Origin of the sequence: Streptomyces sp. NPDC096311 (genome assembly GCF_044763085.1) — a bacterium.
In the GTDB taxonomy this organism is placed as follows: domain Bacteria; phylum Actinomycetota; class Actinomycetes; order Streptomycetales; family Streptomycetaceae; genus Streptomyces.
Genome location: NZ_JBIWFN010000003.1, coordinates 1 through 13,207 on the forward strand (window position 1 = coordinate 1; position 13,207 = coordinate 13,207).

12 protein-coding genes are annotated in these 13,207 nt (G+C 70.4%); 2 read left to right on the forward strand and 10 right to left on the reverse strand.

Going from position 1 to position 13,207, the window contains the following annotated elements; translation table 11 throughout:
• A partial coding sequence (locus ACIRA5_RS08290) for a hypothetical protein (RefSeq protein ID WP_403688671.1) occupies positions 1 to 262 on the forward strand: 262 nt, incomplete at its 5' end.
• A gap of 178 nt (positions 263 to 440) precedes the next feature.
• Here ACIRA5_RS08290 and ACIRA5_RS08295 read toward each other — a convergent pair.
• A complete protein-coding gene (locus tag ACIRA5_RS08295; RefSeq protein ID WP_403688672.1) occupies positions 441 to 1,448 on the reverse strand; it encodes a stage II sporulation protein M in 1,008 nt (335 codons plus the stop codon).
• A gap of 119 nt (positions 1,449 to 1,567) precedes the next feature.
• On the opposite strand from ACIRA5_RS08295, the gene ACIRA5_RS08300 reads away from it, so the two are divergent.
• Positions 1,568 to 2,608 carry an RDD family protein gene (locus tag ACIRA5_RS08300; RefSeq protein ID WP_403688675.1) on the forward strand — a complete coding sequence of 347 codons (1,041 nt, stop codon included), beginning with the start codon at positions 1,568 to 1,570 and terminating at the stop codon, positions 2,606 to 2,608.
• Positions 2,609 to 2,636: 28 nt separating this feature from the next.
• Here the strand turns inward: ACIRA5_RS08300 and ACIRA5_RS08305 are convergent, their stop codons facing one another.
• The 9 genes from ACIRA5_RS08305 to ACIRA5_RS08345 all read right to left on the reverse strand — a co-directional run bounded on the left by ACIRA5_RS08305 (position 2,637) and on the right by ACIRA5_RS08345 (position 12,984).
• Positions 2,637 to 3,251, reverse strand: coding sequence for a hypothetical protein (locus ACIRA5_RS08305; protein ID WP_403688676.1), 615 nt, complete (start codon positions 3,249 to 3,251; stop codon positions 2,637 to 2,639).
• Positions 3,252 to 3,350: 99 nt separating this feature from the next.
• Complete coding sequence (gene ahcY / locus ACIRA5_RS08310) at positions 3,351 to 4,808, reverse strand: adenosylhomocysteinase (RefSeq protein ID WP_403688678.1); 1,458 nt, start codon at positions 4,806 to 4,808, stop codon at positions 3,351 to 3,353.
• 311 nt (positions 4,809 to 5,119) lie between these two features.
• Positions 5,120 to 6,100 (reverse strand): cation diffusion facilitator family transporter, encoded by a 981-nt coding sequence (locus ACIRA5_RS08315; RefSeq protein WP_403688681.1) that lies wholly within the window; start codon positions 6,098 to 6,100, stop codon positions 5,120 to 5,122.
• Positions 6,101 to 6,241: 141 nt separating this feature from the next.
• A complete protein-coding gene (gene manA / locus ACIRA5_RS08320; RefSeq protein ID WP_403688683.1) occupies positions 6,242 to 7,393 on the reverse strand; it encodes a mannose-6-phosphate isomerase, class I in 1,152 nt (383 codons plus the stop codon).
• An 84-nt stretch (positions 7,394 to 7,477) separates the two neighbouring features.
• Positions 7,478 to 8,605 carry an SIS domain-containing protein gene (locus ACIRA5_RS08325; RefSeq protein ID WP_352044443.1) on the reverse strand — a complete coding sequence of 376 codons (1,128 nt, stop codon included), beginning with the start codon at positions 8,603 to 8,605 and terminating at the stop codon, positions 7,478 to 7,480.
• An 82-nt stretch (positions 8,606 to 8,687) separates the two neighbouring features.
• Positions 8,688 to 8,858, reverse strand: a complete 171-nt coding sequence (locus ACIRA5_RS08330) for a Trm112 family protein (RefSeq protein WP_075027380.1) — start codon at positions 8,856 to 8,858, stop codon at positions 8,688 to 8,690.
• A 450-nt stretch (positions 8,859 to 9,308) separates the two neighbouring features.
• Positions 9,309 to 10,670, reverse strand: coding sequence for a phosphomannomutase/phosphoglucomutase (locus ACIRA5_RS08335; protein ID WP_403688686.1), 1,362 nt, complete (start codon positions 10,668 to 10,670; stop codon positions 9,309 to 9,311).
• A gap of 147 nt (positions 10,671 to 10,817) precedes the next feature.
• Positions 10,818 to 12,434: an L-lactate permease gene (locus ACIRA5_RS08340; protein WP_403688689.1), complete on the reverse strand. Its 1,617-nt coding sequence runs from the start codon at positions 12,432 to 12,434 to the stop codon at positions 10,818 to 10,820.
• Positions 12,435 to 12,609: 175 nt separating this feature from the next.
• The gene (locus tag ACIRA5_RS08345) at positions 12,610 to 12,984 is read right to left on the reverse strand and encodes a DUF3499 domain-containing protein (RefSeq protein ID WP_054229213.1); all 375 of its coding nucleotides are present in this window, start codon (positions 12,982 to 12,984) and stop codon (positions 12,610 to 12,612) included.
• Between the last annotated feature and the right edge of the window lie 223 nt (positions 12,985 to 13,207).

Genomic DNA, 13,207 nt, shown 5'->3' on the forward strand with positions numbered 1-13,207 from the left:
TCTGGCGTTGATTTTTGGCACGCTGTTGAGTTCTCAAGGAACGGACGCTTCCTTTGTACTCACCCTCTCGGGCTTTCCTCCGGGCGCTTCCCTTCTGTGTTTCCAACCTTACCAGATCCGTTTTCCGTTCCGTTTCCGGTCGGAATTCATTTCCAGTGGCCGTTGGAGGGCCTTTGCCTATTTGATTGCCTTCCGGCTCTCTTTCGGCGAGTCCGACTTTATCAGAAGTTTTCGACCGGCCTTACCGGCCACTCAGTCCTGAATAATCGGGAGGTGCTTCTCGGGAATCGCATTCACAAGAAGCTGGCAGATCCTAACTGCCACCGTCTGGACTTGTCCAGCTCTAGGCAACTGTTCGAATCTACCTCCCCACCGGCTCCGTGTCAACGGCTCCTGTGCGGCGAAGAGGACACTAGCAGGTCAACGGGGATGAACGCACATCAGGCGGCCGTCGGAAGAGTCGCGCTGCGCTCGGACTCGTCGACGTCACCGGTGTCACCGGCCCGTACCGCGCGACCGCCCAGGACATAGACGTACGCGAGGAAGGCCAGTTCAACGGTGATTCCTATGCCGACACGGGCCCAGGTGGGGAGACCGGACGGGGTGACGAAGCCTTCGATGGCGCCCGAGACGAAGAGGATCAGAGCCAGGCCGATCGCCATGCCGAGAGCGGCGCGGCCCTCCTCGGCGAGTGCCGTACGGCGCGAGCGGGGGCCCGGGTCTATCAGGGTCCACCCCAGTCGCAGACCGGTGCCCGCGGCCACGAAGACGGCGGTCAGTTCCAGGAGGCCGTGCGGAAGGATCAGGCCCAGGAAGGTGTCGAGGCGGCCCGCCGACGACATCAGGCCTATGCCCACGCCGAGGTTGAGCATGTTCTGGAAGAGGATCCAGAGAACCGGTAGCCCCAGAAAGATGCCCAGGACCAGGCACATCGCGGCGGCCTGGGCGTTGTTCGTCCAGACCTGGGCCGCAAAGGACGCGGCCGGGTGGCTCGAGTAGTAGGTCTCGTACTCGCCGCCGGGGCGTGTGAGCTGGCGCAGCTGGCTGGGGGCCGCGATCGAGGACTGGACTTCGGGGTGCGTGCCTATCCACCACCCCAGGACTACGCCGACCAGGGTCGACAGGAGCGCCGTGGGGACCCACCAGTGGCGTGAGCGGTACACCGCCGCCGGGAAACCCTGCGTGAGGAAGCGGGTGACATCGCGCCAGGAGGCGCGGCGGTTGCCCGTCACTGCACCACGCGCGCGTGCCACCAGTTGGCTCAGCCGACCGGTGAGCTGCGGATCCGGCGCGCTGGACTGGATCAGGGAGAGGTGCGTGGCCGTACGTTGATACAAGGCGACGAGTTCGTCGGCCTCGGCTCCGGTGAGCCGGCGTTGGCGGCGCAGCAGGGCGTCGAGACGGTCCCACTCGGCGCGGTGGGCGGACACGAAGACGTCGAGGTCCATCGGTTCTGCTGCTCCTCGTCCTCTCGTACTGCGTGTCAGCTTGTCGTACTGCGGCGCAATGTGCCCTCAGCTTGGCAGACTGGCCGTTCTCAGGGCAGGTCAGGGGAAGGACGGCGAGTGTGAGTGAGCTAGTGACGGGCGAGGCGGTGGCGCTGGAGCTGCGCCCCGCGAAACTGCCGAGCCGGGCGCTGGCCGTGCTGCTCGATCTGGCCGTGTCGATGACCGCCTATCTGATCGTCACCATCGGCCTGCTGGCCGCGACGGCGGCCTTGGACGATGCGGCGCGGATCGCGGTGTCGATCGCGAGTTTCGTTCTGCTGCTGGTGGGCGGCCCGATCGCGGTGGAGACGCTGAGCCACGGCCGCTCGCTGGGGAAGCTGGCTTTCGGGCTGCGGGTGGTGCGGGACGATGGAGGGCCGATCCGGTTCCGGCACGCCTTGGTGCGTGGTGCGATCGGTGTGGTCGAGATTCTGATGACGTTCGGGATCATCGCGTGCATCGCTTCGCTCGTGTCGGCTCGGGGGCGGCGGCTCGGTGATGTGTTCGCGGGGACCCTCGTCGTGCGGGAGCGGATTCCCGTCGGGCATACGGCCTTCGTGCCTCCGCCGCCGCCCTGGCTGGCGGGGCGGTTCTCCGGTCTTGATCTGTCGGCCGTGCCGGACGGCCTGTGGCTGGCCATTCGTCAGTACCTGACGCGGATGCGGCAGCTGGACCCTCAGGTCGGCGGGGCGATCGCGGAGCGGCTCGCGTCCGATCTGGCCTCCCGTACGGGGGCTCCGGCGCCGCAGGGGGTGCCGGCAGCCGCCTATCTGGCGGCGGTGGTGCAGGAACGGCAGGCGCGGGACGCTCGGCGGGCCTTCGGCGGCGGGAGCGCTCCGGCGGGGCCCGGTGGCCCGGGTGGGTTCATCGCCGGGATGCCTGGCGCGGGCGGCGGCCCTGTCCTGGGGCAGCCAGGCGCGCACTCCTATCCGCAGGCCTATCCGGAGGTCTATCCGCAGGGCGGTGCCGCCTCGCCCTCCGCGTCGGCGCGGGACCTCTATCCCTCGGCGTCCCCGGCCTCGGAGGGGCCGGCAGCGCCGGCGCAGCAGGCGCCGCCGCCCGCGGCATCGCGGGACGAGCCGGTCGAACGCCCGTCGACCGGGTTCGCGCCGCCCGCCTGAACCCGCTCCGAACGGTGTCCCGGCGTCGTCAGGCGAAGACCGACGGCGGGGATTCGAGGTGCTCGAGCTCCACGCCGGGCGCCGCCAGGACCACGTCTCCCGCGATGTGTACGGCGTGCTGCTCCCCCGTGTCCAGGGCTGTGACCTGGTATTCGTCCACGGTCAGGGGGCCGTTGTCAGTGGCGTGTGTTTCTCTCGAGATCAAGGCCCAGGACTGGTCGACGGTGCGCGGGGCGAGGACCGGGTCGGTGAAGGCGACGAGGCGTACGCGGGTTGCGGAGGCATCGGGGGTGAGGCGCAGGAGGCGGGCGGTGGCGACGAGGAAGGCGGGGGATGTGCCGGTGAAGGCGTGGGCGCGGACATTGCCTTCGGTGGCCTCGGTGCCTGTGGGATCGGTGCGGACCCAGGTCACGCCGTCGAGGGCGGCGCCACGGACCTGCCAGCTCGCGGCGTGCAGTTCGAGACGGATGGGGCGGCCGAGCTCGTCGAGGGCAAGGTCGACCGAGCCGGCATGGTCGCCGGAGGGGGTGGTCAGCTGCGAGACGTAGCGCCAGCCGGAGGGGCCGGGCGCGCAGTGGAAGTGTTCTTCGGCGAGGGGGGTGTGATCGTGCGGATCATGGAGCGAATAACGACCGCGGGGCATGGGCGTTCAGGTCCTCATCGGGGACAGGCCCCCGCCACGGGGGCGGGGGCCTGCTGACATCCGTACGCCGAGCGGTGGTATCGCTGCTCGGCGGGGTGCTCAGTAGCGGTAGTGGTCCGACTTGTACGGGCCCTCGACCTCTACGCCGATGTACGCGGCCTGCTCCGGGCGGAGCGTGGTGAGCTTGACGCCGAGGGCGTCGAGGTGGAGGCGGGCGACCTTCTCGTCGAGGTGCTTGGGCAGCACGTAGACGTCGGTCGGGTACTCGTCGGGCTTGGTGAACAGCTCGATCTGGGCCAGGGTCTGGTCCGCGAACGAGTTGGACATCACGAACGAGGGGTGGCCGGTGGCGTTGCCCAGGTTCAGCAAGCGGCCCTCGGACAGGACGATGATCACCTTGCCGTCGGGGAACTTCCAGGTGTGAACCTGCGGCTTGACCTCGTCCTTGACGATGCCCGGGATCTTCGCGAGGCCGGCCATGTCGATCTCGTTGTCGAAGTGACCGATGTTGCCGACGATCGCCTGGTGCTTCATCTTGGCCATGTCCGAGGCCATGATGATGTCCTTGTTGCCGGTCGTGGTGACGAAGATGTCGCCCTTGTCGACGACCTCATCGAGGGTCGTGACCTGGTAACCGTCCATCGCCGCCTGCAGGGCGCAGATCGGGTCGATCTCGGTGATGATCACCCGGGCGCCCTGGCCGCGCAGGGACTCCGCGCAGCCCTTGCCCACGTCGCCGTAGCCGAGGACGACTGCGGTCTTGCCACCGATGAGGACATCGGTGGCGCGGTTGATGCCGTCGATCAGGGAGTGGCGGCAGCCGTACTTGTTGTCGAACTTCGACTTGGTGACGGCGTCGTTCACGTTGATCGCCGGGAACAGGAGGGTGCCGTCGCGGTGCATCTCGTAGAGACGGTGGACGCCGGTCGTGGTCTCCTCGGTCACGCCGCGGATCTCCGAGGCGAGCTGGGTCCACTTCTGCGAGCCGTCGGTGATGGTGCGGTGCAGGAGTTCGAGGATGAAGCGGTGCTCCTCGGACTCGGCGGTGTCGACGGACGGGACCTTGCCGTCCTTCTCGTACTCGACGCCCTTGTGGACGAGGAGGGTGGCGTCACCGCCGTCGTCCAGGATCATGTTCGGGCCGCCGGTGGGGGTGTTCGGCCAGGTCAGAGCCTGCTCCGTGCACCACCAGTACTCCTCCAGGGTCTCGCCCTTCCAGGCGAAGACCGGGACGCCCTGCGGGTTGTCGGGCGTGCCGTTCGGGCCGACGGCGATGGCGGCGGCGGCGTGGTCCTGGGTGGAGAAGATGTTGCAGGAGGCCCAGCGGACCTCGGCGCCGAGGGCGACGAGGGTCTCGATGAGGACGGCGGTCTGCACCGTCATGTGCAGGGAGCCGGTGACGCGGGCGCCCGCGAGGGGCTGCGTGGCGGCGTACTCCTTGCGGATCGACATCAGGCCGGGCATCTCGTGCTCGGCGAGGGTGATCTCCTTGCGGCCGAACTCGGCCAGGGAGAGGTCGGCGACCTTGAAGTCCTGTCGGTTGTCGACAGTCGTCATTGCGAGCTGCTCCTCGGGGTCTGGATTGGGGCGAGGTGAATACGGCTGTCTGCGCGGCGCGGGGCATACGCATGCCCGAGCAGGGCACGGACGTGCCCCGCAGCAGGGCACAGGAGTGCCTGGTGCGCGCAGCGCAGTCCGTCGGAGGCCCTCTCTCCCTCGGCCGGTCCGCGGTGGGACCGCCCGACCGCCATCAGCAGCGACGTCTGGCTCAGCCCCCAAGCTACACCGGTCGCCCCGGGCTGCCCCAGTCCGGCTCCGGCCAACGGTCGTTCCGGACGGTGAGTGCCAGGGGGTCGGTGCCGGGTGGGTCAGTGCTCGGAAGGTGTCTGGGCGGGGCCCCCGGGGGTCGCTTCGGGATTCGGTCCCTTTGCGGCCGCCGCCTCGCTGTAGATGTCCGGTTCCAGGTAGATCACGCGGGCGATCGGGACGGCGGCGCGGATGCGGGACTCGGCGGCGTTGATCGCGGTGGCGACCTCGGCGGCCGTGTCGTCGTGCTGGACGGCGATCTTCGCGGCGACCAGGAGCTCCTCCGGGCCGAGGTGGAGCGTGCGCATGTGGATGATGCCGGTGACCGTGTGGCCGTCGACGATGGAGGCCTCGATCTTCTTGACCTCTTCGACGCCGGCGGCCTCGCCCAGCAGGAGGGACTTGGTCTCGGCGGCGAGGACCAGCGCGATCAGGATGAGCAGGATGCCGATGCACAGCGTGCCGATGCCGTCCCAGACGCCGTCGTCCGTGAGCAGGGCGAGGCCGACGCCGCCGAGGGCGAGGACCAGACCGATGAGCGCGCCGAAGTCCTCCAGGAGGACGACCGGCAGCTCGGGGGCCTTGGCGCGGCGGATGAACTGCGACCAGGAGTGCGTGCCGCGCAGTTCGTTGGATTCCTTGATGGCCGTACGGAAGGAGAAGCCCTCGGCGATGACCGCGAACACCAGGACGCCCACCGGCCAGTACCAGTGCTCGATCTCGTGCGGGTGCTTGATCTTCTCGTAGCCCTCGTAGACGGCGAACATGCCGCCGACCGAGAAGAGGACGATCGAGACGAGGAAGGCGTAGATGTAGCGCTCGCGGCCGTAGCCGAAGGGGTGTTGGGGGGTCGCCTCGCGCTGGGCCTTCTTGCCGCCGATCAGGAGCAGGGCCTGGTTGCCGGAGTCGGCGAGCGAGTGGACGCCCTCGGCGAGCATCGAGGACGAGCCGCTGAAGGCGAACGCCACGAACTTCGATGCCGCGATCGCGAGATTGGCGCCGAGTGCCGCCACGATCGCCCTGGTGCCGCCTGAAGCGCTCATGTGCTCCTGCTGTCCCTTCGTACGCCGTCCGGGCCCCGTTCGTACGCTCGTACGCCGGTCCGGGCTTTGCCCGCCCTTTGCGGTGGGCCATTGTTGCAGCCCGGTCCGACGGCGGTACGTCTGGCCGCCACAGTCGCCTCGTCAGGCCACCACTGTCGCACGGAAGATCGTGCCGGACCCGGACACCTCCGCCTTTTCGCTCGCCGGTACGAAGACCGACTCGCCGGGGGCGAGCGTGTTGCCGTCGGCGCGTACGGAACCCGACGTGCAGAGCAGGATCTGCGGGGTGTCGCGCGTGAGGTCGTGCGGGGCGGCGCCCTCCGCGAGGGCGTACCGGGAGAGGCGGAACTCGTCGATGGGGGTCGCGTAGACCTCCTCGCCGTCGGGGGACGCTTCCGGGCGCAGGACGCCGGGGTCGCTCGCCTCGAAGCGGACGACGCGCAGGAGTTCGGGGACGTCGACGTGCTTGGGGGTCAGGCCGCAGCGCAGGACGTTGTCGCTGTTGGCCATGATTTCGACGCCGAGGCCGTTCAGATAGGCGTGCGGGACGCCGGCGCCGAGGAACAGCGCCTCGCCGGGCTGGAGCTGGACGTAGTTGAGGAGCATCGCGGCGATCACGCCGGGGTCGCCCGGGTAGTGGTGGGCGAGGTCGGCGTAGGGGGCGTAGGCGCCGCCGAGACGGGCGCAGGCGGCCGCGGCCTCGGTGACCGTGTGGGCCATGTCGTCGGGGTCCGCGCTCAGCACCGCCGTCAGGACCTCGCGCAGCGCCGCCTCCTCCGGGTGGGCGTGCAGGAGGTCGACGTACGGCTTGAGGGAGTCGACGTCCAGACCGGCGAGCAGTTCGGCGGTCTCGTCGGGGCCCCGGAAGCCACACAGGCCGTCGAACTCGGTGAGGGCGCAGATCAGTTCGGGCTTGTGGTTGGCGTCCTTGTAGTTGCGGTGCGCGGCGGATATCGGGATGCCGCGGAGCTCCTCGTCCTCGTACCCCTCCTTCGCCTGTTCGAGGTTGGGGTGCACCTGGAGGGAGAGAGGCGAGCCCGCGGCGAGGATCTTGAACAGGAACGGCAGGCGGGGGCCGAACTTGGCGACGGCCGCGCGGCCGAGTTCCTTCTCGGGGCCCTCGCCGATGACCTCGTCGAGGGGACCGCGCGCCGTGCGGGAGGGGGCGCCCGGGTGGGCGCCCATCCACATCTCCGCCTGCGGTTCACCGGTCGGCTCGACGCCGAGCAGCCGCGGGATGGCGGTGGTCGAGCCCCAGGCGTAGGGGCGAACGGTGTTTTCGAGGCGGTCCATGTGTGTCGTTCTCTCCGTAGGTGCGCTGCGCTGGTCGAGAGTCCCGGGTCGGCCGAGGCCGATCCGGGATGCCTGGCTACAAGATCAGGCCCCTGAAGCGAGCGCCAGGTAAACGGCAGCGAAATCCGTGACGGCGATCAGTTCCGCGAGGGTCTCCAGTTCGGGGCCCTCCTCCGGTTCGAGCTCGCTGAGAGCGGTGTCGTGGCTGAGGGCGAGTTCGCGGGCGGCCGGGGCGGCGGTGAGGCCGCCGGCCGGGCGGTCACGCAGGAGCACCACGCGCGCGTGCAGAACCTGGGCCTCTTCCACGCGGTCGCGGAAGAAGTCGTCGGGGTCGGCGCCGGCGGCGAGTGCGCCCGAGAGCAGCACGTTGTGGGCGGCGAGCGCCTCGGGGAGTTCCGCGGTGACGGCGGGGCGTCCGGCCAGTTCCGCGAGCGCGGCGGTGAAGCGGCGGCCCGCGGGGCCCGCGGAGGTGCCTTCCGTCCAGATCACCGGGAGGGCTTCGGCGAGCTCGGCGGCGAGCGTCTTGGCCGGGTTGCTGTAGGGCGCGATGGCCGGGCCGCAGCGTTCGGCGACGCGGTCGAGGCGGTCGGCGACCTTCTCCAGCGCCTCGGGCGGGGCGGAGACCAGACCGGTGCGGTCCAGCAGCACGAGCAACGGGGTGAGCAGGGCCCACAGGACGCCGGGGGCGGAGGCCGCGAGGGGTTCGGCCGGCTCGTACGGGGCGGTCGCCATCGGTACGAACAGGCCGTGCGTGCCCTGCACCTCCTCCACGATCGGGGTGCCGGCAGGGGCCACCGCCACGACGGAGCAGCCGCGCCGATATGCCTGCTCGACCAGGAGTTCGAGGCCTGGTTCGCTGCCGTCGGGGGTGGCGATCAGCAGGAGGTCCACCGGGCCCGCCCAGCCGGGCAGTTCCCAGCGGAGGGCGCCGGACGCGGGGGCGACGCCGGTGGGGGTGAGTCGGATGATGGGGCAGCTGGCTCCGGCGAGGGTGCCGAGCAGTTCGGCGACGCCGGTGGCGGCCAGGCCGGGGCCGGCGATCAGGACGGCGCGCGGGCGGCCGTCCGGCTTCAGTTCCGCGATGCCGGCTTCCGTGGCGTGCCGGACTGCGGTACGCACACGGGCGCCGGCCTCCGCGGCGCCCCGGAGCAGCTCGCGACGGTCGGCGCGGGCGAGCGCCTCTGGGTCGTCGAGCAGCGATTCGTCGAGCATGGGTCGGCAGCCTCCCGATCGCCGGTGTGTTGCCTCTGTCGCCTGAATTCGCCTGTGGGGTGGGTGTCGCCGGTGGGGGTGTTTAACCGGGGCGGCGGGCCTCGTCGACGAGGAGTACGGGGATGCCGTCGCGGACGGGGTAGGCGAGGCCGCAGTCCTGGCCCGTGCAGAGCAACTCGCTCTCCTGCTCCTTGAGCGGGGCGTGGCAGGCCGGGCAGGCGAGGATCTCCAGGAGGCCGGCTTCGAGCGGCATGGGGTGTCCTTTCGAACGGGGTGGATGCGGCCTGGTCAGCGTACCGCTGTGGGGGGTGGGGTGCCGGGGTGTGTGGACGTGGTGATTTCGCCCCCGCCGCCCCTACCCGTCCCATCCTCAGGGGCTCCGCCCCTTCCACCCCGCCAGGGGCTCCGCCCCCGGACCTCCGCATCGCCCGAAGGGCTCGTCCTCAAACGCCGGACGGGCTGAAGATGCGGGCCGGGGTGAGCGGGGCATGACCCCTCAGCCCCTCGTCCTCGAACGCCGGACGGGCTGAGCAGCGCGGGCCGGGGTGGGCGGGGTTCGGCCTTCGGCCATGTCCTCGAACGCCGGACGAGCCGAGGCTTCAGGGGCGCGGGGAACTGCGCGCCGCCCAGCCCCCACCCACCCGCAGTCGAACACCCCGGAGCCGAACAGCCGTCGGGCGCAAACGGCCACCCTGGGAGGGGGTCAGCCCCTGATGATGTGCAGGATCTCGTCCCGGAGCTTCGCCATCGTCGGCTCGTCCTTCGCCTCGGCGTTCAGGCGGAGGAGGGGCTCCGTGTTGGAGGGGCGGACGTTGAACCACGAGTCGTCCAAGGTGACGGTCAGACCGTCGAGCTCGTCGATGGTGACACCCTCGCGGCCCTCGTACGCGGCCTTGATCGCGGCGAGGCGGGCCGCCTGGTCGTCGACCGTGGAGTTGATCTCGCCTGAGCCGACGTAGCGGTCGTACTCGGCGACGAGCTGGGAGAGCGGGCCGTCCTGGCCGCCGAGGGCGGCGAGGACGTGCAGGGCCGCCAGCATGCCCGTGTCCGCGTTCCAGAAGTCACGGAAGTAGTAGTGCGCGGAGTGCTCGCCGCCGAAGATCGCGCCGGAGCGAGCCATCTCGGCCTTGATGAAGGAGTGGCCGACGCGGGTGCGGACCGGGGTGCCGCCGTGCTCGCGGACGACCTCGGGCACCGACCAGGAGGTGATGAGGTTGTGGATGACCGTGCCGCCGCCGTGCTTGCCGAGTTCGCGGGCGGCGACCAGGGCGGTGATCGCGGACGGGGAGACCGGGTCGCCGTTCTCGTCGACGACGAAGCAGCGGTCCGCGTCGCCGTCGAACGCGATGCCGAGGTCGGCGCTCTCCTCGTGCACGCGCTGCTGGAGGTCCACGATGTTCGCCGGGTCCAGCGGGTTCGCCTCGTGGTTGGGGAACGTGCCGTCCAGTTCGAAGTACATGGGTACGAGGTCGAGGGGGAGGCCCGCGAAGACGGTCGGCACCGTGTGCCCGCCCATGCCGTTGCCCGCGTCGACCACGACCTTCAGGGGGCGGATGTCGGTCAGGTCGACGAGCGAGCGGAGGTACGCCGAGTAGTCCTCCAACGTGTCACGCTGCGTGATCGTTCCCGGTGTCGCGTCGGAGGCCGGGAGGCCCGAGTCGAGCCAGGACTCCACGAGTTCGCGGATCTCGGCCAGGCCGGTGTCCTGGCCGACCGGGGCAGCGCCCGCGCGACACATCTTGATGCCGTTGTACTGGGCGGGGTTGTGCGAGGCCGTGAACATGGCGCCCGGCAGGCTGAACGCACCGGACGCGTAGTACAGCTGGTCGGTGGAGCACAGGCCGATTTCGGTCACGTCGACACCGCGTGCCGCCGCCCCGCGTGCGAAGGCGCGCGACAGGCCGGGCGACGACGGCCGCATGTCGTGCCCGATCACGATGGCGTCCGCTCCGGTCACCTGGACGAAGGCCGCCCCGAACAGCTCGGCCATCGACTCGCCCCACTGGTCCGGGACCACCCCGCGTACGTCGTACGCCTTCACGAGCTGCGACAGATCAGCAGTCACGGCCAACCTTCCAGAAGTCCACTTCGGTCGCCCCAAACTACCCGTACCGGCTGACAGCCCGCCGTGAAGGGGCCGATCGGACGCTCACCCGTCATCTGGGAGCCCCGACCGTCACCCGGGGGTAACGCACAGGGTCGAATCCGGCCGTCAGGGCAGCATCCAGTCGAGGACCGGTGAGCTCTGGCCCAGCACGATCAGACACATGATCAACAGCAGCCCGGCGCTCCACGGAAGCACTTTGCGCAGCAGGTCGCCCTCACGGCCCGCGAGCCCGACCGCCGCACACGCGATGGTCAGGTTCTGCGGCGAGATCATCTTGCCGAGCACTCCGCCCGAACTGTTGGCGGCGGCGAGCAGTTCGGGCGACAGCCCCGACTCGTGGGCCGCGCTGACCTGGAGGGCGCCGAAAAGGGCGTTCGCCGAGGTGTCGGAGCCGGACACCGCCACCCCGAACCAGCCCAGAACGGGTGACAAGAAGGCGAGCCCCGCTCCGGCCGCCGCCACGTAGTGGCCGATCGTGGCCGCCTGTCCGGAGAGGTTCATGACGTAGGCGAGGGCCAGGACGGACGTCACGGTCAGGATCGCGAACCTCAACTCGCGCACCGTCGCCGCCCATTCCTCGGCCGCCACGCGCGCGTGCACCCCGAGTACGACGGCCGTGCACAGTCCGGCGAGCAGGACGAGGGTGCCGCCGGTCGACACGAGCGGGAGCGTGAGGACATTGCCCCCGACCGGCTTGCCCTCGGGGGTGACGACGTCCAGGAAGGGCCAGTCGTACGTACGGGTCGCGTGCGCCAGCCAGTCCTTGACCGCCGGGATCTGCGCGATCGAGAAGATGACGACGATCAGCGCGTACGGGGCGTACGCGCGCACGACCTCGGGGCGCGGGTCCTCCTGGTCCAGGTCCTCGCCGCGTACGCCGGTGAGGACGGCCGCTCGTACGGGCTCGGCGGCGGGCCTGCGCGCGTGCGGTACGGCGACCAGGGCGGCGGCGCCCGCCAAGGACGCGCCGATGTCGGCGAGTTGCGCGGAGACGTAGTTCGAGGCGGCGAACTGGGCGGCGGCGAAAGCGACTCCGCACACCAGGGCGGGCACCCAGGTCTCGCGCAACCCGCGCCGGCCGTCGACCAGTCCGACGAGCACAAGGGGCACGACGAGGGCCAGCAGCGGGGTCTGACGGCCCACTACGGAGGCGACGGAATCCAGTGGCAGGCCGGTGACTTGGGCGAGGGTGACGACCGGTGTGCCCATCGCGCCGAAGGCGACCGGCGCGGTGTTGGCGACGAGCGCCACCACGGCCGCGCGCACGGGGTCGAAGCCGAGCGCGACCAGCATCACCGAGCAGATCGCGACGGGCGCGCCGAAGCCCGCGAGGGCTTCCAGAAGCGCGCCGAAGCAGAAGGCGACGACGAGTGCCTGGATGCGCGGGTCGTCGGACAGTCGCCCGAACGAGCGGCGCAGGACGTCGAAGTGCCGGGTGCGGACGGTCATCCGGTACACCCACAGGGCGTTGACGACGATCCACAGGATGGGGAAGAAGCCGAAGACGGCTCCCTGGGCGGCGCTGGAGAGTGTCTGGCCGACCGGCATGCCGTAGGCGAGCCAGGCGACCAGTGAGGCGGCCAGGAGGCCGATGAGCCCGGCCCGGTGCGCCTTCATGCGGACGCCGCCGAGCAGGACGAGGACGATCACGAGGGGCAGGGTCGCGACGAGGGCGGAGAGACCGAGCGAGTCGGCCACGGGTTCCAGTTCCTGGACGTACACGGGCGCCTCCCCGGATTCCGCCGCGCGGGGGATTCCACGATGCGGAAAGCGTTTTCTCACGGGTGAGGAAATCGTCGTGTCCGCGACAAGCCCTCGTCAATGGGCGCGCACGATTCGGTGGAGCCGAGGGAGGAAGCCCAGCCGGAACGACCCTGGATACGGAGGGGGCGGACGCTCAGTTGTCCGGCGAGCGCAGCACCCGTAGGTGGCCGCGGCGCGCGACCTCCATCGGGTCCGCCGAGCGGGCGCCGCCACCGGCCTCGGCGGCGCGCTGCTGCGGCCTGGCCGCCTCGCGCACCGCGTTGGCGAGCGCTTCCAGATCGTCACCGCTGGGGCGGGAGGGAGCGGAGGCGTCGGCGAGCCGGACGACCTCCCAGCCACGCGGCGCGGTGAGGCGCTCGGAGTGCTCGGCGCACAGGTCGTAGCAGTGGGGTTCGGCGTAGGTGGCGAGCGGGCCGAGGACCGCGGTCGAGTCGGCGTAGACGTACGTCAGCGTCGCGACGGCGGGGCGGCCGCAAGCGGTTCGCGAACAGCGACGTACAGGGCTCACGACGTTGGACGGTACCGCACTCTTGAGCGGGCCGCGACGACTCTCCCCCAGGTCACCCCACCGTGTCGTGCTGTGAGTCCGCCCACACAAGCCTTCGGACCGCCCGTCCTGACCTGGGGCGACATCCTGCGGCGAGATGCCGAACAGACCTGAATCCGGTCACCACTTGGTGCAAACCACGTCAATTGCCATGTGAGCGACGGTCCCGGAGGGATACGGAATC